Annotated in this window: 15 protein-coding genes; 6 read left to right on the top strand and 9 right to left on the bottom strand. The window is 70.3% G+C overall.

Annotated elements, in window-relative coordinates; translation table 11 throughout:
* Window positions 1-20 precede the first annotated feature (20 nt).
* Window positions 21-602 carry an Rv1733c family protein gene (locus B9W62_RS04345; protein WP_087805360.1) on the bottom strand — a complete coding sequence of 194 codons (582 nt, stop codon included), beginning with the start codon at window positions 600-602 and terminating at the stop codon, window positions 21-23.
* A 171-nt stretch (window positions 603-773) separates the two neighbouring features.
* Complete coding sequence (locus B9W62_RS39465; RefSeq protein WP_256976177.1) at window positions 774-1,289, bottom strand: CBS domain-containing protein; 516 nt, start codon at window positions 1,287-1,289, stop codon at window positions 774-776.
* A gap of 170 nt (window positions 1,290-1,459) precedes the next feature.
* Between B9W62_RS39465 and B9W62_RS04335 the strand changes: the two genes are divergently transcribed.
* A complete protein-coding gene (locus tag B9W62_RS04335; protein ID WP_179235338.1) occupies window positions 1,460-2,368 on the top strand; it encodes a pyridoxamine 5'-phosphate oxidase family protein in 909 nt (302 codons plus the stop codon).
* Between the two features lie 136 nt (window positions 2,369-2,504).
* Complete coding sequence (locus tag B9W62_RS04330; protein ID WP_239109667.1) at window positions 2,505-3,161, top strand: OsmC family protein; 657 nt, start codon at window positions 2,505-2,507, stop codon at window positions 3,159-3,161.
* Between the two features lie 119 nt (window positions 3,162-3,280).
* Here B9W62_RS04330 and B9W62_RS04325 read toward each other — a convergent pair whose 3' ends face one another.
* Both B9W62_RS04325 and B9W62_RS04320 read right to left on the bottom strand, forming a co-directional pair.
* A complete protein-coding gene (locus B9W62_RS04325; protein ID WP_087811731.1) occupies window positions 3,281-3,739 on the bottom strand; it encodes a universal stress protein in 459 nt (152 codons plus the stop codon).
* Between the two features lie 114 nt (window positions 3,740-3,853).
* Window positions 3,854-4,846: a beta/alpha barrel domain-containing protein gene (locus tag B9W62_RS04320; protein ID WP_087805354.1), complete on the bottom strand. Its 993-nt coding sequence runs from the start codon at window positions 4,844-4,846 to the stop codon at window positions 3,854-3,856.
* Between the two features lie 209 nt (window positions 4,847-5,055).
* Here B9W62_RS04320 and B9W62_RS04315 point away from each other — a divergent pair, with 209 nt between their 5' ends.
* The gene (locus B9W62_RS04315; protein ID WP_087811730.1) at window positions 5,056-5,733 is read left to right on the top strand and encodes a CBS domain-containing protein; all 678 of its coding nucleotides are present in this window, start codon (window positions 5,056-5,058) and stop codon (window positions 5,731-5,733) included.
* A gap of 215 nt (window positions 5,734-5,948) precedes the next feature.
* Here B9W62_RS04315 and B9W62_RS04310 read toward each other — a convergent pair whose 3' ends face one another.
* Together B9W62_RS04310 and B9W62_RS04305 are read right to left on the bottom strand one after the other, a co-directional pair.
* Window positions 5,949-6,611 (bottom strand): CBS domain-containing protein, encoded by a 663-nt coding sequence (locus B9W62_RS04310; protein WP_164141779.1) that lies wholly within the window; start codon window positions 6,609-6,611, stop codon window positions 5,949-5,951.
* A gap of 34 nt (window positions 6,612-6,645) precedes the next feature.
* Window positions 6,646-7,104, bottom strand: coding sequence for a cyclic nucleotide-binding domain-containing protein (locus B9W62_RS04305; RefSeq protein ID WP_164141777.1), 459 nt, complete (start codon window positions 7,102-7,104; stop codon window positions 6,646-6,648).
* A gap of 960 nt (window positions 7,105-8,064) precedes the next feature.
* Here B9W62_RS04305 and B9W62_RS04300 point away from each other — a divergent pair.
* Entirely contained in the window at window positions 8,065-8,940 is an 876-nt protein-coding gene (locus B9W62_RS04300) for a universal stress protein (protein ID WP_179235336.1), read from the top strand.
* A 257-nt stretch (window positions 8,941-9,197) separates the two neighbouring features.
* Window positions 9,198-9,596 (top strand): DUF302 domain-containing protein, encoded by a 399-nt coding sequence (locus B9W62_RS04295; protein WP_087805348.1) that lies wholly within the window; start codon window positions 9,198-9,200, stop codon window positions 9,594-9,596.
* Window positions 9,597-9,646: 50 nt separating this feature from the next.
* On the opposite strand, the gene B9W62_RS04290 is transcribed toward B9W62_RS04295, so the two are convergent.
* The 3 genes from B9W62_RS04290 to B9W62_RS04280 form a co-directional block, all read right to left on the bottom strand.
* Window positions 9,647-11,974, bottom strand: a complete 2,328-nt coding sequence (locus tag B9W62_RS04290; RefSeq protein ID WP_087805346.1) for a heavy metal translocating P-type ATPase — start codon at window positions 11,972-11,974, stop codon at window positions 9,647-9,649.
* A gap of 119 nt (window positions 11,975-12,093) precedes the next feature.
* Window positions 12,094-13,620, bottom strand: a complete 1,527-nt coding sequence (locus tag B9W62_RS04285) for a bifunctional aminoglycoside phosphotransferase/ATP-binding protein (protein ID WP_087805344.1) — start codon at window positions 13,618-13,620, stop codon at window positions 12,094-12,096.
* A gap of 182 nt (window positions 13,621-13,802) precedes the next feature.
* Window positions 13,803-14,795, bottom strand: a complete 993-nt coding sequence (locus B9W62_RS04280) for an Acg family FMN-binding oxidoreductase (RefSeq protein WP_087805342.1) — start codon at window positions 14,793-14,795, stop codon at window positions 13,803-13,805.
* Window positions 14,796-15,148: 353 nt separating this feature from the next.
* Between B9W62_RS04280 and B9W62_RS04270 the strand changes: the two genes are divergently transcribed.
* On the top strand, window positions 15,149-15,865 hold the full coding sequence (locus B9W62_RS04270) for a helix-turn-helix domain-containing protein (protein ID WP_179235335.1): 717 nt from the start codon (window positions 15,149-15,151) through the stop codon (window positions 15,863-15,865).
* Window positions 15,866-17,172: the final 1,307 nt, after the last annotated feature.

The raw sequence follows: 17,172 nt of genomic DNA, 5'->3' as shown, positions 1-17,172 counted from the left end.
GCCGCACGACGCGCCCTGGTTCAACTGGCCGCGCGTCCCCACTGGGAACCGACGTCCCGCCACTCGTGCTCCCACGCGGCGCGACGGCGGCGGTTGAGGATGATTCGCACGCCGTAGTAGCCGGCGGCTGCCGCCGTGACGACGGAGAAGGAGGACGCGGCACCCATGAACGCCGCGTCCACCCCCGCCTGGGTGGCGGCGGGCGGCGCCGTTGTCAGGTGGTTCTGGCGATCCGTCCAGACCGTGACCCTCGAGCCCGCCTTCATACCCTCGTCGACGGGGATTTTGCCCGAGTGCCGGGTGCCGTCAGGTGCCGTCCACCGCACGGTGGCGTCGATCCGGCCTCCGGTCGTCCCCGTGGACAGGGAACTGCTGGACACGTCCGAAACGAGGGTGGCGGTCGCGGAGTGCCGCTCCGCGCGTCGTTGTGCGGCGCTGTGTGCCGCGGCGTGCGCCCCCAGCACTCCGGCCACGGGACCCGCGAGGGCGATGACGAGCCAGACGATCAGGAGGATCCAGGCCTCGAGTACGTCCTCGCGGCGGCGCAGCGGATTGCGGCGCCAACGCCACAGGGACCGCCGAATGGTTGTGCCTGTGCGCATCGTGACCACCTCCGGCTGTCGTCTTCAGCCTCACGCAGCGGCGGTCTGTGAACCAGGGGCCGTTCGGGCACCGCCTCGGGACCCGGTGGGTCGACCGGCCCCGGACCTCTCGGGGCTGAGGGCCAGGGGGGAGCGGGGCCGCCGCTCCGGCGTGGACCGTCGGATTCCGACTCATGGCGTTCCCGGCTGCAGCGTGCTCGGGGCGAGCCCGGCCGAGGGGTTCGACGTCGCGTGCGGCCTCCTCGGCCGGACACGTGCAGGTCGACCGAGACGACGCCGTCGACGCCCAGGTGCGACCGCTCGATGACGGGAACGAGCTGCTGATTGTCCAAGCGGCCCTCGACGGTGCACCTGGCCTTCTTCCACGTGCACCGTCATGTCGGTGGGCGCCAGACCCGGCATCCGGATCAGGACGTCGCGGGACATCTCCTCCGGCAGGGCGTCGTCCAGCTCCTCGACCGTGACATTCCCACCGGCGGAGCGGTCCGTCGGCTCGGGGAGCCGGACCGGCCCGGCGGGATCGGGGCGCCGAGCGACCTTGCGGACCAGATCCGCCTGCGACACGACGTCGACGGGGCGACTGATGTCGTCCACCACTGGGACGGCGGAGACGTCGTTGTGGGTCAGGGCCTCGGCGACCGCCTTGAAAGAAATGTCAGTTCGACCGCGGACAACGGGCCGGGACATGAGATCTCCTACCGCTCGGTGCTGCCCCTGACTTGGGCACTTCGTGCCGGACTTCGTGCCGACGACGAGGGCCGTCCGGCAGGTCCGCCGGGACCGTCGGCCGTCTGGTGGGCGCGGCGACCGCGCGCGAGGCTGGAGTGAGGAACCCCTTCAACGGAGAGGGCGCGGTCATGTACGCACACCTCGGCGACCGGCTGATCGTCGAAAGCCCGTCCACCGGCGTCACGCGGCGGGACGGGGAGATAGTCGGCCTCCACCACGACGACGGAACTCCGCCCTACGACGTGCGCTGGTCCGACACTGGGGATGTCACTCTGGTGTTCCCCGGCCCCGACGCACGTGTGAACCATGGGTCAGAAGAAGTGAGGGGGTCGGAGGGAGCGCTTTCGGGCGTGCCCCGGGGCGAAGAGGTCGAATCCCCCCTGGCCGCTGCCGAGGCCGGCGACGTCGGTCGACGCCTGGCCGCGGCGCGCCGACGCAAGGGGCTGAGCCTGGAGCAGGTGGCCCAACGGGCCCGGATGGCGCCGCAGTACCTGGCCTACCTGGAGACGCACACCGCGGATCCGGGATTCGGCAGCCTCGTGCGACTGGCCGATGCCCTGGGTACGACCTACGTCGAGCTGCAGGGAGGCGGCGCCGACCGTCTACCGGGGCAGGGAGTGGCACTTCGCGACCCGATGCTGCGCGACCTCGACGAGGAGGAGTGCCGCGCTCTGCTCTCGACGCACGGAGTGGGCCGCCTCGCGCTGAACACACCCGACGGCCCAGCGGTCTTCCCCCTCAACTATGTGGTGTCGGAGGGAGACATCGCGTTCCGTACCGACCCCGACGCGGCCACTGCCGCGGCCGTGGACAGCCAGGTGGCCTTCGAGGTCGACCACATCGACGAACCCATGAGTCAGGGATGGAGCGTCCTCGTGGTCGGTCGATGCCGGGCCGTGGCGGATGCGGAGGAGGCACGTCGGCTGGCGGAGCACGCGCACACCGAGCCATGGCCCGGCGGACGACGCACCATGTGTCTCGCCGTGGAGACGGAACGTCTGACAGGACGCCGTATCACTTCCGTGTCCGGCTCCTGAGACTGGTGGTGCTCGCACGGCGCACGAGGCGGGGCCGTCCGGTCCCGGAAACACGCGCCCGGGTGGCGTCGGACCGGACCGGACCGGGACCGGCCGACGCGGTGAGGCCGACGGGCGAAACCCGGCGGGAGACGAGATGAAACTGCACACACACTGTGGTCGTACGATCAATGTCACCCGGTTCACTCCCCGGGGGCTGCCCAAACGGATGGGGCGCGTCGTCCTGGACACGTCCTTCGCCTCCTACGACGAGGACGAACTGTGGACGTCGCTCACGGCAGAGGAGGCCAGGCGTCTCGCCGGTCTGCTGCTGTTCCAGGCAGCCGCCGTGGAACCGGAGCCCAGTGCCGCACCCGGAGTCGTTGACGTGGTGCCGGTCGTCGCAGACGCCTACGAGGTCCGGGTCCGTGGGCATGTCCTGACCGTCGACCAACTGCTCGCCGACGGAGGAAAGGACACCGCTCCCACGCCCGTGGAGCTGTTCGTGGCGGCGGTGGCTTCGTGCGCCGCGCACTACGCGGGGCGCTTCCTGGACCGGCACGGTGGCGGTCGGGACGGCTTCTCCGTCCGTGCCGGGTTCCGCATGGCGGACGACCGGCCGCCGCGCGTTGCGTCGTTGCGCCTGACCGTGACGGCCCCCAGCCTGCCGGCGGAGAAACTGGCCGCCCTGCGTGCGGTGGTGTCGCACTGCACCGTGACCAACACCTTGGCCCAGGCGCCCGAGGTGATGCTGGAGGTGCGCGGGACACCGTCCGGGGAGACCGCCCTCGGCACGGAGACGAGCGCACGCTGAAGCTGAGCGGGTAAGACGGTTCCCGTCCGTCGTGACCGCCTCGCGGCCGACGGTGCGAGGATCCGGCGTTTCCGGGTGGCCACCGGCTCAGTCGCCCGTCGGCCCGCCGGTGAGACGGATCAGTGAGCCGGGTCGGTCTCCGTTTCCTGGCGGACGACGACGACGGGGCAGGCCGCGTGCTGAGCGCAGCGCTGACTCACCGAGCCCAGCATCGCCCGCGCGAAGGCGCCCCTGCCCCGGCGGCCGACCACGAGGAGTTCGGCCCCTTGGGAAGCGCGGATCAGGGTCTCGGACGGGTCGCCCTCCACGATGACCTCCCGGAAACCCGGCGGCCGTTCGCCGGGGAAGGTGGCATCCAGCTCCGCCGCGAAACGCTCACGCGCCTGCTCCAGGTCGAAGTCGGGATCGATGGCCGGACCGGCGAAACCAACGGCGGACGGTGTGTCCCAGACGTGGATCGCCTCCACCACACCACCGACGGAACGTGCATACCGATCGGCCCAGCGCAGCGCGGCGTAGGAGGACGGAGACCCGTCCACACCCACGACCACCCGTGCTGTCGGCTCAGAGGACTGCATGGTCACCTCACTCACAAGCGTCGTCCGCCCCTGTCCACGCTGCCCGGTAGCACGCCACCGCGCCAGCGGAGAGAGGGCCGGCCCGACTTCGTGCCAGGACCACGCAAGCGGAGGCTAGGACGAGCGGAGGCGCTCGGAGAGGCCCTCGGTCAGCTCGGACAACCGTTCGGAGAACACGGCTCTTGCCGGCCGGGGAGCCCGGATACGCACAGCGTCGGCGGGAAGGCTCGCCAGGTCCGTCGTCAGCCGCGCGTGTCCCTCCGGCAGGGTGTCCGGTGGGCCGAGACGCCGGCCGTTGCGCATGACCGTGCGCAGCAGTGGCTCCGCCCCGGCCGGACCCGGTTCGTCCCACAGGGCGATGACGTCGTCACCACCCGGGCGCCGGAAGACCTGTTTGCATCCTGGCGACGTCACCTTGGCGGACGACAGTTTCATGACCGGGCGGCCGTCGTACTCCACGAGCTTGTACGCCGAGTCCAGATACGGAGCGTCCGCCGACGTGCCGACACGGGTCCCGACCGCGTACACGTCGATGGGCGCTCCGGAACGGGTGAGGGCTTCCACCACGTTGCTGGTTCCCGCGAAACCCGTGAGCGACGCCGTGCGCGCGGCCTGCATTCCGGCGGAGGTCCCGTGGGTGCGGCGCAGGGAGAAGTCGATCACCGGACGTCCCGCGGCGGCCAGGACGGACCGTACCGCCTTCGACGCCACGGCCGTCTGATGCGAGACCTGGTTGAGCAGGAAGGTCTCCACGAGCTGAGCCTCCGCGAGCGGCGCGGTGACTTCCAGCAGTGGTTCTCCGGCGAACACGACACGTCCCTCGGGTATGGCGCGGACCTCGCCGGCGAACGTCGTCCCGCACAGCGGGGACAGGTCGGCGTACGGCCGGTGCAGCGCGGAGGCGAAGTCCTCCACGTCCGCCGAGGTGACGCGGAAGGCGCTGAGGTAGTCGAGCGCCGGTTCGATGCCCGCGCTGACGAGAAACCCGCGTTCGGGGGGCAGGTCACGCACGAACAGACTGAACGTCGCGGGCCGGCTCATGTCTTCGAGTAGGTAGGACAGGGCCATGGTGACTTCGTACAGATCCGTAGTGGTCACATCCGACATGGTCCTCACCCGCCCGTAGCCACTCGTGCCCGGTCACAACAAGCCTCACCGGCGACCCGGGGCGTGGGGAAGGGCCAGCCGGCCACTCCCCGTGGCCACCCGGCCCCATGCGTCCGCCGAGACGGTGACGGACCCTGTAGGTGTCGGGACACTCTTCACCCAGGTGGAAGGAAGCCATGGACGGCCACGTCTACAGAGTCGACGACGTCATGACCCACAGGGTCATCGCCCTGGCCGGTGGAGCGACGTTCAAGGACATCGTCAGGACCATGGAGACGCAGCGGATCAGTGCACTTCCCGTCATCGACTCCGGAAGCCATGTGATCGGCGTCGTCTCCGAGGCCGACGTGCTGCGCAAGGAAGAATTCCGCGACAGCGACCACAAGCGCGGCCCCCGGAGCCGGACCCCCGGGGCACTGGCGAAGGCGAGGGCAGTCACCGCGGAGGACCTGATGACCACTCCCGCCGTGACCGTCCAGCCGGAGGCACCTGTGGCCCGGGCTGCCCGCCTCATGGCACGTCACAGGGTCAAGCGCCTCCCCGTCGTCGACCAGGAAGGCGTACTCCAGGGCATCGTCAGCCGCGCGGACCTGCTCAGGGTGTTCCTGCGGTCCGATCCCGACATCGCCGAGGAGGTCCGCCGGGAGATCGTCGGGAGCCGGTTCCCGGAAGGACTCGGATCGGTGCGTGTGGAGGTGCACGAGGGAGTCGTCACCCTCACCGGCCGGGTGCCGGACACCTCGCTCGTTCCGCTGGCCGAACGGCTGGTGCGCTCGGTCGAGGGCGTCGTGGACGTGCGGTGCGCGCTGACTGGCCCCCGGCACCGCCCGGTCACGGAACCGGATCTCATGCAGGAGGAGCACAGGCACACGTCGGAGGGCAGGTGATGGGTGGGGCGAAGGCGAACATCCGGCCACTCGCGCCCTGTCCGTCGCACCATGGACATCGCCGGCGGCGGTCCGTCAGCTCTCGACAAGCTCACCACGGGTGCGTACCGGTACGAGACGGACTCCGGGGCGGTGATCGCCGTACGCGTAGACGTGAATCGCCATCGACGCAGGTCGGACTGAGTTCGAGCTGGGCATGTACGCGATGGGTCCCTTCATCTCTCGGCCGGGGCTTCGACGTCCGTCGGCTTCCACCGGACGTCGACGACACCCTCCACGGCGCGCACCAGGCGGGCGGCCACGGGCACCAACGAGGTGTCCTTGACCCTTCCTCTGAGAGTGACGAGGCCGTCCGACACCTCCACCCGGACGGCGTCCGCCGGTGAGGGGAAGAGCGGTGCGACGACCTCCTGGCCGACCTCTTCGGCGATGTCGTCGTCCGTGCGCAGGAACACCTTCAACAGGTCGGCTCGGCTGACGACACCCTCGAGAAGTCCCTCGGCGTTGACGACGGGCAGCCGCTTGACCTTCCGTTGCGCCATGACGCGCGCGGCCTGGGCGAGGGTGGCGTCGGGATGGACGGTGACGGCCGGAGCCGTCATCACGTCCGCCGCGGTCAGACCGCCCGCCTTGGCCAGATCGGTCAGGCGGCGCATCTGAGTGAAGCGGTCCGGGTCACTGTCCCGGAACTCCTCCTTGGGCAGCAGGTCGGCCTCGGAAACGAGACCGATCACTCGTCCCTCGCCCTCGAGTACGGGCAGGGCGCTGACCTTCCACTGGTCCATGAGCGCGATGATGTCCTTGAACGGAGCCTGTGGACCCACGGCCACGGCCGTGTGCGTCATCACGTCACTCACCGTGTGAGGGCTGTTGAGCATGGCTTCCTCCTCGGCCCGGTCTGAGGAGCCGTACTCACGGCAGGATTCCGCTGCCGTGCGGGGCGTACAGGTCCAACAGACGGATGCGCGTCTTCTGCAGGCGGTCGGCCACCACCTGTCCGACCCAGGTCGCGACCGCCCGGCCGAACTCGGGGTGCTCGGCACTCACGGTCAGGATGGTCTTCGCGTCGAACTCCCAGGCCCGTACCGGACTGAGTGCCTCGGCGCCCAGGTGCCACTGGTACGGCGGGAAGTGCCAGGACCAGCCGAGCAGTTCGCCGTGGCCCAGCGAGTCGACGACGGCGTTGCGGCCGTCGGGGACGCGGATGTCCAGAACGACCGTTCCAGTGCGGATGATCCAGAAGCGATCGGCCGGCCGGCCCTCTTCGAACAGCCGCGCACCCGACGGGAACGAGACTTCGCGCGCGAGTCGCAGCAGACGTTCGCGGTGCTGCGCCGGCATGGCTATGGGGAGGGTGGTTGTGGAGGTCATCGTTTCGTCTCCTTCCCGCGGTCCTCGGGGAGCGGTCGTTCGGGCGGCTGCCCTGTGCGGCTGCTCTTCCCCGGTACCAGCCTGTCGCGTGTGCGCCCCTGGCACCACGGGCCTTCCGGGCACTGCCGAGGGACCGTCGGCCCCGGGCAAGTGGGGCCATCCGGGTGCCACGACGGAGAGAGCAGCCCGGCCCGGGCAGAGGGTGAGGGTCCGGGCCGCCGCAGATGCCGCACAAGGGATGTGCAGCCAGGGCGCATCAAGAGGGGGAAGGGCATCCGCTTCTCGCGGATCCTGATCGCACGGTGCACGGATTCCGACCGTTTCCCCGTGTCCCTGCTGTCCTTCCCGCCACCTCCAGCACACCACGCGGATCGCCGGGGTGGAAGGGCCGACCGGCCCCATCGTGCTGCCGCCCTACGCGCCTCGCACAGGCACGCACCAGATCCCGCGTACGCCGATGGCGCACCACGTTCTTCGCCGGGACCTGAGCCGGGGGACAGGCCCTAGTAGGGCATCCGTCGGCCCGACGGCGTGCGCAGGTCAGGAGGATCCGGCCGTCGTGGCGGTCGGGGCCGCTTTGTCACCTGGATCCGTTCCATCACGATCGCCTCGTCTCGCGCTGCCCCTGTCTGCATGATCCCTCCGGGGGCCTGCTGCGGGCCATGGGTCCGCCGACCTCGGTACGGGGCAGAGTCGGCCTGTCCCGGTGGGTCGACCGGCCCAGCTCCGTGACTGGCGACGGGGAACAACGCGAAGGTGACCATCTGCCCATCCGCCGCCTTCCGTCGTGATGGCCCGCGGAGCGCGGCGGACACACCCCCGCCGGAGAACCGGTCACTGGGGCCGAAGGTCCCTCGTAGTGACCCGATCGCCCCTGCCGGACCCGGGCGCCCGGTGTCACCGTGAAGGTGCAGCCCCGGCTGCGCGAACCGGCAAGAAGACAGAAGGGCGGTGGGGAAGATGGCACTTCCCCTGGTGGTAGGCGTCGACGGCTCGGACGGCAGCCTCCTGGCCATCGACTGGGCGGTCGACGAGGCACAGCGCCGTGGGCTTTCATTGCGCTTGGTCTACGCCTCGCTCTGGGAGCGGTACGAGGGAGCACTGCCGGCGATGGGCCGAGAGCGCCCCTCCGAGCAGGTGATGGCTGAGAACATTGTCGGCACCGCTGCGGAGCGCGTCCGGCGATACGATCCCAGCCTCACGGTCGAAACCGACACGGTGCCGGCCGAAGCGGTGTCCGCCCTCCTGGCCGAAGGCAGGCACGCCGCCGCCGTGGTCACCGGATCACGAGGTCGTGGCGAGCTGAAGGGGGCCCTCCTCGGCTCGGTCAGCCTCGCCGTCGCCTCCCGGTCCGACTGCCCGGTGGTCGTCGTCAGGGGTGAGAAGTCGGCGCTGTCCGGCTCCCACGAGCGTGTCCTGCTGGGCGCCGGCGACCCCGACACCAGCGGTGCGGCCGTGCGGTTCGCTTTCCGAGAGGCCGATGCACGAGGTTGCGAGCTGGATGTCGTACGGGCCTGGCGGTGCCCTGCGTACGAGAACGCCGACGACGGGGCACCGAGCGGAGACTCCGAGGATCAGCACGAGCAACGGGCATCCGCTCTGATCGACACTTTGGTGGCCGAAGCCGCTGCGGAACACCCGGGCGTGAGGGTGCGCAAGACGACGATCGAAGGGCCGGCCCGCAAGGTACTCGTCCACCAGACGGCCGCCGCCGACCTCGTCGTCCTTGGGGCACGCCACAGGTCGGGACACTTCGGTCTTCAGCTCGGGCGGGTCACCCACACGCTGCTGCAGCACGCGGCCTGCCCGGTCGCCGTGGTGCCACAGACGACCTGACGCCTTCGATGTGCGGCCTCGGAACCCGAGGCCGCGTCGGGGGCCCTCACACAAGTGAGCCGCGTGGTCGCGACGTACGTCTGCCGGTCCGGGGAGACCGCGCGTAGCCCGTCGACGGAGGCGTTCCGACGGCCTCACCGGCTTGTCCGCGCCACCCTCAGCCTGCGCCTGACCTGCTCGAACCATTCTCATGGGGCGCGCGTGAAGAAGTCCGCGCGCCGGGTACTCCAATAGCCTCGGAAGCCGGGAGGAAGACCATGCGTTACGGCCGCGCCATCACGCTGGAAGGGCCCTTCGAGCAGGTGCAGCAGGACGTCCGCCAGGCCCTGGCCGACCAGGGTTTCGGAGTCTTGACCGAGATCGACGTACAGGCCACCCTCAAGGCCAAGCTGGACCAGGACATGGAGCCCTATTTGATCCTCGGAGCCTGCAATCCGCCTCTGGCGCAGCGAGCGCTGGACGCCGACCGCTCCGTAGGGCTCCTCCTGCCCTGCAACGTCGTCGTCCATGGCGACGGCGACTGGGTGATTGTGGAGGCCATCGACCCCGAAACCATGGTCACCCTCACGGGTCTCGACGCCATGGCGCCGGTCGCCGAGGAGGCCGGCCGCCGTCTCGAGGCGGCACTGAGTTCACTCGGGCCATCGGCGCCCTGACCGCCGCGGGCAGGGCATTGGAAGCACAGCCGGTTCGGCGGGGGTCCACGTCACGGGGCCAAGGAGAAGTAGCTCTCCTCCTCCTGGGTGAAGTGCAGGCGCAGCACGGTGTTGAGGCCGTACAGGCAGGAGCGGAGGTCGTCCAGCTGTTCGGGGGCCAGGCCGCCGTTGGCGCGGGCGAGCTGCAGGTGGGTGGCGATGCGGCGGGACAGACGTCCGATCTCGGTGTGCGCGCGGCTCATCGTGGCGGTGGACTCGGGGCCACCGAGGGACGGGGCGAGGGCCGGGTAGAGCTCGTGCTCCTCGGCGTACTCGTGCGGCAGGAGCCGCTCGGTGAGCAGTCGGTGTGCCTCCTCGACGCTCGCGAGGGCCGTCGGACCGGGAGCACGGGAGAGTCGGTCCGCGGCGGCGCGCACTGATTGGAGGACGTCCTGCAGTGCGTCGTGCTCGGCGGCGAAGCGGTGGATGAGGGCTTCGGCGGCAGGCGCGAGGACGACCTGCTCGCTACGGCCGGCGCGCAGGGCGCGCAGCGCGTTCAGGATGACCGCGATGTCGATGCCCTCTTGCAGTAGGGCGCCGACGGTGGGCTGGATCAGGCCGAGAGCGGCTGCGGCCATGGCGGCCAGCGACAGCAGCATGCCTCCGAGGGCGCTCTGCACAGCGATACGGCGTGACCGCTGAGCGATGACAACGGCGTCGGCAAGGCGGTCGACGCGGTCGGTGGTGAGCACGATGTCGGCGGCCTCGGAGGACGCCGTGGAGCCTCGGGCTCCCATGGCGACGCCGATGTCCGCAGCGGCCAGGGCGGGTGCGTCGTTGACCCCGTCTCCGACCATCACCGTGACGGCGTGTTCACGTTCGTCGCGCACGGCGGCCACCTTGTCGGTGGGACCGAGTCCGGCGCGGACGCCGTCGAGTCCCAGTACGGCCGCCACCTCTTGAGCCGTGGCCGCTCGGTCGCCCGTGAGCATCACCAGTCGTGCGATGCCGGCGGACCGGAGCCGACGCACGGCGTGCGGAGCGTCGTGGCGCAGGGGGTCACGCAGCAGGACGGCGCCGGTGAGGTGCTCGTCGACAGCGAGCCACGTCACGGTCGCTCCGTCGAGGAGGGCGCGGTTGTCGACCGCCTTCGCCCAGGCCGGCCGCGCCTGGGCGTCGTCCCGACCGATGAAGACCCGGTGACCGTCGACGATGCCCCGCGCCCCGCGACCCGGCTCCTCCGTCACCTCGGTCGGCTCCGACAGCTCCAGTCTCCGGTCCCGTGCGGTGTCGACGAGGGCCTGGGCCAGCACATGGGGGGAGAACTGGTCCAGCGAGGCGGCCGTTCGCAAGACCTCCGTCGGCACGTGACCCGGTGCGGCCACCACGTCCCGGACGCAAGGGCGGCCCACGGTCAGGGTCCCCGTCTTGTCCAGCAGGAGGGTGCGGGCCCGGCCCAGGTTCTCCAGTGCTCCACCGTCCCGGACGACCACACCGCGGCGAGAGGCACGGGAGAGACCGGAGACGACGGCGACCGGGGCGGCCAGCAGCAGGGGGCAGGGGGTGGCGACCACCAGAACGGCGACCGCGCGCACCGCGGAGCCACTGACCAGCCACGCCAGTGCCGCCGTGGCGAGGGCCAGCGGAAGGAACCAGGCAGCGTACCGGTCCGCCAGCCGCACCACCGGCGCCGATTCCGCGCCGGCCTGGCGGGCGAGGCGCACGATGCCGGCGTAGGTGCTGTCCTGTTCGGTGGCGGTGGCGCGCAGGTCGAACGCGCCGCCGGCGTTGACCGCGCCGCTGCGTGCCACCTCACCCCGGTGCCGCGTGGCCTGGAGCGGTTCACCGGTGAGCGCCGACTCGTCGAGGACAGCTTCGGCGCTTTCGACGCGGCCGTCGACCGGGACGACCTCACCCGGGCCGACGACCAGTGCGTCCCCGGCAGCGACCTCTCCCAGCGGCACCCTGACCACGTCGTCGTCGGTGCGACGGCGTGCCGAGCGAGGGGCGTGCGCGAGCAGGGAGTGCAGGTCGTGGTAGGCGCGGCGCTGAGCAGCTTCCTCCAGAGTGCGGCCCGTGGCCAGCATGAGCGCGATCAAGGTCCCGGCCAGGTACTCACCGACGGCCAGGGTGCCCCCGAGCGCGAGTACGGCGATCAGGTCCACGCCCGCGTGCCCGCGCCGGAGTGCGACCAGTACCCAGCCCACCGCGGGGACGAAGGCGGACACGGTACCCAGCCCCCAGAAGAGGTCCGCCAGGCCGGTGGCGTCGAGGAAATGGGCGACGCCCCCACCCACCAGAGCCGCAGTCGTGACAACGAGGAGGCCGTGCTCGAGTCGGGGGGATGCGAGCGCCGCCGTCGAGCTGCGCACTCGCGCGACGAGGAGGAAGCGGTTCATGGGCACCTCGGTCCGTGCGGCGCGTCAACGTCGTTCCGCTCCTTCCATGGAAGCGCGGCGCGTCCCCCGGGGCGAGTGACGATCGGCCCCTCATAGGGACGGTCGGACGTTGTCGGACGTCAGCCCGGCTCCATGTAGGGACGCCGGAACACCTTGGCCTGGTCCGGGCCCCAGGGCCGGACAGCTGCCAGAGCCTGGGCGACCGCGGAGCCCAGGGAGCCGCTGGTGTCGACGCCGACCGCCTCGGCCCATGGCTGTTCTTCGGCCGCCATGGCGTCGGCCACGCCGAGGTCGGCATCGGACGCGCCGGGGGTACGGGTGGTCAGGCGGGCAGCTGCCACGGCACCGGGCACGTGGCAGTGCAGGGCCACGAGGTCGGCGCCGGCGTTCTCGGCGGTGCGCCGCGCTGCCTCGCGCTGGGCCGAGTCGACCCACGTGGCGTCCAGAACCACGGATTCGCCCATGGCCAGAAGGGCCGCTGCCCGCTCCAGCAGTTCGGCGTAGGTCCTGGCCGTCCACTCGGGGGTGTACAGCCCCTCGCCGTAGTCGGCCGCGGCGGTCTGCTGCGCGGAGAGCCCCGCCATCTCCTTGCGCAGGCGGTCACTGCTGAGCAGTACCGCTCCGAGACGGTCGGCCAGCGCGCCGGACAGCGTGGACTTCCCCGTGCCCGGCAGTCCGGCGACGAGCGTCAGGCCGACGGCCGAGGCCCTCAGATGGCGCAGCGCCATCAGGACGAGCCGCCGCGCCGCCGCCTGCGCGCCGGGCGCGCCCTGCCGCGCCTGGATCAGGGACACTTTGGCTCGGACGAAGGCACGGTAGGCGACGTAATGGTGCCACAGGGACGGCGGCGCGGGGTCACCTGAGTACTCGCTGTACTGGGTGAGGAAGAACGCCGCGGACTCGGGCGCACCGAGCAGTTCGAGGTCCATGGCCAGGAACGCGGCGTCGTCGAGACCGTCGACGTACCGGAGATGGTCGTCGAACTCCAGGCAGTCGAGGATTCGCGGCCCGTCGTAGAGGCAGAAGATGTCGTCGGCGAGGAGGTCACCATGCCCGTCGAGCACCCGGTCCTGTTCGATGCGCAGATCGAACAGGGGCTTGCGTCCCGCGAGATAGCGGCGGACCAGCCGTTCGACCTCCGCCGTCTCGCCCGGCGTCGGACCCTCGGTCGCCATGGCGTCGACTTGCGCGAAGCCGGCCTCCCAACGCGACGCCAGGGCGTCCCGTGTGCCCTGGTCCGCGATGCCGGGACCACGGGGCGCGGTGGCGTGCCAAGCGGCCAGTTGTCTGGCGACTGCCCGTAGCGCCTCATCGACGGGTTCTCCCGTCCGTACGAGGTGAGACAGGCGGCGATCATCGGGCATACGCCGCATCACCACGAGCGGCTCGGCCTCTTGCTCACCCGGGGTACGGAGCTCGCCCAGGCCCATGTACACGTCCGGAGAGAACCGCCGGTTGAGGTCGATCTCGCGCTCGCACACGGCGCGACGCGACGACAGGGCGGTGTAGTCCAGGAACCCCAGATCCACCGGCTTCTTGCGCTTGTACACGCGATCTTCCACGAAGAAGACCACCGCGGTGTGCGTCTCGCGGACGTCCGCGCGCTGTGCCACGGCCGGATCCTCGCGGCGCCCCGGCTCAGACACAGCGAACCTTTCGTGCGGCAGGGCCCGCACCGACGGTTGACGTCATCACAGGCAGCCTCCGCTCTGTGTGAACATGCTGCGTTCTCCTTGAGGGGTACCTCATCGCCCTTCGTGCTGCATCCGGGCGTGGCCGGCCCAGTGCGTCGCCCGTGCCGGCCGGCCCGCGTGGGGGAGAGCGTCCCTCAGCCGATACTCAATACATCCGGTACGGGCCGTCGAGGCGTGGCCGGCCCCTTCGGTCCGTAGCCCAGACGAAGCACCATCTGTACATGGCCGACCCCTGATCCGGGGTCCCGGGCCAGCAGGCGTAGCTCCCGGTCCTCCAGCGGATGCGAGGTCAAGGACGTGGACAGACCCGCCAGGGTGCTCTCCAGCAGAACGCGTTCCAGCGCCTGGCCGGCCATCAGCCAGTCCCTGGGTCCGTCGCTGCGGGTACCGAGCAGAGCCAGACGGGGAGTGCGCTCGAAGTCCGCATCTCCTCGGTCGGGCACCTGCCCACGTCCGGAAAAGTCGCGCACCGGGGCCTTGCCGTCCCGCCTGCGCGGCCCGAAGGCGTACGCGGGGACGCCGTCGACAGCGGTGTCCACCCCACTGCCCAGCCTTGTCCAGCGCACCAGGTCCTCGTTACCTTCCGCGCGCACCAGGTCGCGGCTCTCGGCATCGCGGACCAGTTCGAGCAGGGTTTCGACGTGCCACGCACCTGGGAAGAGCAAAGTCGCCCCTTCTCGGGCCGCGGCCGCTTGCAACGTGGCCCGGACGCTCTCGGGGACGTCTTTCTCGGAGAACGGGTGACGGCTTGTGCGCCGCTGTCGTATCGCCGGGTGCAGCCGCCACAGATCCTTCTCCTGCGGTGCCTCCGACAGATCGGCCAGCTGAACGGACGCGAGAAGCAGCGGGTCCCGCGGGTCGGGAAGCAATCGGGTACGTGGCACCAGGGACGCGTGCACCGCGGCGACGCGAAGGTTGAAGAGAGCCGCCCCGCAGCCGATGTGCAGCGCCCGGTTCCCGGGGTCGGACCGGGGCATGGCCCGATCCGGGTCGGCGCGCAACAGTACGAGACGTTCGGCTGCGAGGAAACGGAAACGCCACGGTTGCGCGTTGTGCATGGACGGGGCTGCCGTGGCTTCGGCCACCAAGGTGGTCACCGTCCGCTGGTCGAGTTGAACCTGAACCATGGAGCCCTCCTGGTGACCCCGCCGACGGCCCGGCCCCCGACCGGACATCAGGGTGCTGAGGTTGTCTTCCGTCGGCTTCCGTTCTGTGCTCGCGGCGCCCGCAGGACGTGCCACGGTCGTCTCGGCGCACGACTTACTTCGCCACCTCCAGTGTTCATCGAGCGTGCGGTCAGCGGGAAAGGCCATACGGGCCACCCATCGGTTCCGCCCGGCCCCGGCCCGCGGGACCTTCGGCGCGCACGAGTCCCGTGCGGAAACGGGTCCGGCCACCCGCCGTGCGGTCGACTCCGCCGCGGTTCACTGCGCTGGCGAACGGACGGTGCTTCTGTTCCTCTTGAAGGAAGGCGGAAGGAATGGAGCGGACAGTCGTGCACGCCGATCCAGAACGGTCAGGTGACAGGGCTCAGCCCTCTTCCGAGGCCGGCCGTATGGCCGACCGGATAGCGGTGAGGCGCCAGCAGCTGGGCATCTCTCGCGACGAGCTGGCCCGGCGAGCGGGCATGTCCACGACGTATTTGGGGGAGATCGAGAGTCGGGCCGGCGACTTCGACCCCGGGGCGCTCGCACGGCTCGCGGTCGTGTTGGAGATGCCCTACGAAGAGCTGACGACCGGCCGGACCGACGCACCGCCGGGTCGGGGAGGGCCGGCCGCGCATCCGGTCCTGGTGCGGCTGTCCGAGCAGGAGTGCTGGCAGCGGCTGGGAACGCACGGCATCGGACGGATCTCCTACACGGCCGACCCGGGCAAGGAAGCTCCGGTGGTGGTGCCGGTCAACTTCCTCGTGGACGGGCGAAGCGTTGTCTACCGCACGGATCCGGCCGGCGTGGCGGGCATCCGCGCCGGAGAGCCAGTCGCCTTCGAGGCCGACCACGTCGACGAGCAGACCGGCTTGGGCTGGAGCGTCCTGCTGGCAGGCACCGCCGAGCACCCGGCTGAACACGAGTCGCTGGAGACCCTGGCACGAAGGCGCGGGGCCGGCCCCTGGGCGGGGGGAAAGCGCGACTTGTGGGTCCGTGTCCTGCCGCACCAGGTCAGTGGCCGCGTCATCCAGTCCCTACGGGAAGCGTAGGCGTCGCCCGTGTCCGCCGGTCCGCGTCCGACGCGCGTTTCTGGCCTTGTGCACCGGCGGTCCGGTTCTGCGGATGCGCGGCAGCTGTACTCCGAACGGCAACCGGGCACCACCGGGACCTGGTTCGCATCGCGGTTGCCCGGACCGGGTGCTTCACAGGCGCCGGTGAGGCATCAGCCAGTCGCAGGCCCACTCGACCGCTGATCTTCGGCACCGGGTGAAGCCCCAGACTGACGGGTGCGTTGAACGGCTTCCAGGCCGATTCAGAGGATGCCTCCGTGTGCAACGAAGTGCCTACCTGGCGCATCGTCAGGTAAGTCAGCATCTGGTCAGCATGGGTCCTCGCACTCTCCGAGGCAGGCGTCAGCCGGATTCTCCGCGGAAGCGCAGGTGGGGAACCTTCTTGCCCAAGAGGGATCGATGTTCCTCAGCATCTTCGAGTGTGAGGAGTGTCGGTGTAGAGTGAATAACGCCCCTGACCAGCAGAAAGCTGGCGGGGAGCCGTCACATAGGAGTCCAAAGTGCTGCGCACTGTTCTCAAGTCCAAGATCTAGCATCTGGGTGTTTGCGCAGGTCAGAAGCATTGTGGGGCCGCTCAGGTCAGCAAACGGTCAGCATCGGGCGCGAGGGCGTCCTGGCTTGCTGACCTGGCGATCGCCGCGGCGGGGCCCTGGGCGCGGATGGCTGGCACCCGTCTGGAAGGTGCGTCACGTGGCTCGTCAGCTCGCCCGCGGTATGGGCTCGTTGTTCAAGGACTGCGGCTGTGCCAAGCCGACCCTGTGCCCGCAGCCGTATACGATCCGTTTCCGCAACGGTCCGGGCAAGCGGTCGAGGAGGGTGGCTTTACTGCGCGGGACGATGCAGTCGAGCGCTTGACGCAGATCTGTGCGGAGAAGAAGCTGACGGGGCCGTCCGTCGCGGAAGCGTGCCGGGAGTTGGGGCGGAAGGCAGCTGCGGAATGCGCGTAGCGGTGGCGGCCCCGTCAGTGCCGGATGACCGAAAATTCCCCGGGCGAGCACGTCAACAGCTCCATCAACGTCCATATCGTTTCGCGCCGCGGGTCACGGATGCCGATATCCGTAACTCCCATAGTGGTGGAGCGTTTCCTGGACAGTTGGGGCCCGACGGCGTCGGCCGGGGCAATCAGGTCAACATCCTGCGCACGCTCGAGGCGATTCTGCGGGACGCCGGGGGGCTATGGCGGGATGACCCTGCTCTGGAGTTCGCGTTGGCACTCCAGCCGTAGATCGTGATCACTAGTGAGTCCCAGCGGCGGCGGTGACGGGCTCGTCAGGCAGGGACGGCTT

Origin of the sequence: Streptomyces sp. CS113, from assembly GCF_002188365.1 — a bacterium.
Lineage (GTDB): Bacteria > Actinomycetota > Actinomycetes > Streptomycetales > Streptomycetaceae > Streptomyces > Streptomyces tendae.
Note: the sequence above shows the minus strand (reverse complement) of the source record. Positions and strands in the feature narration are given on the sequence as shown.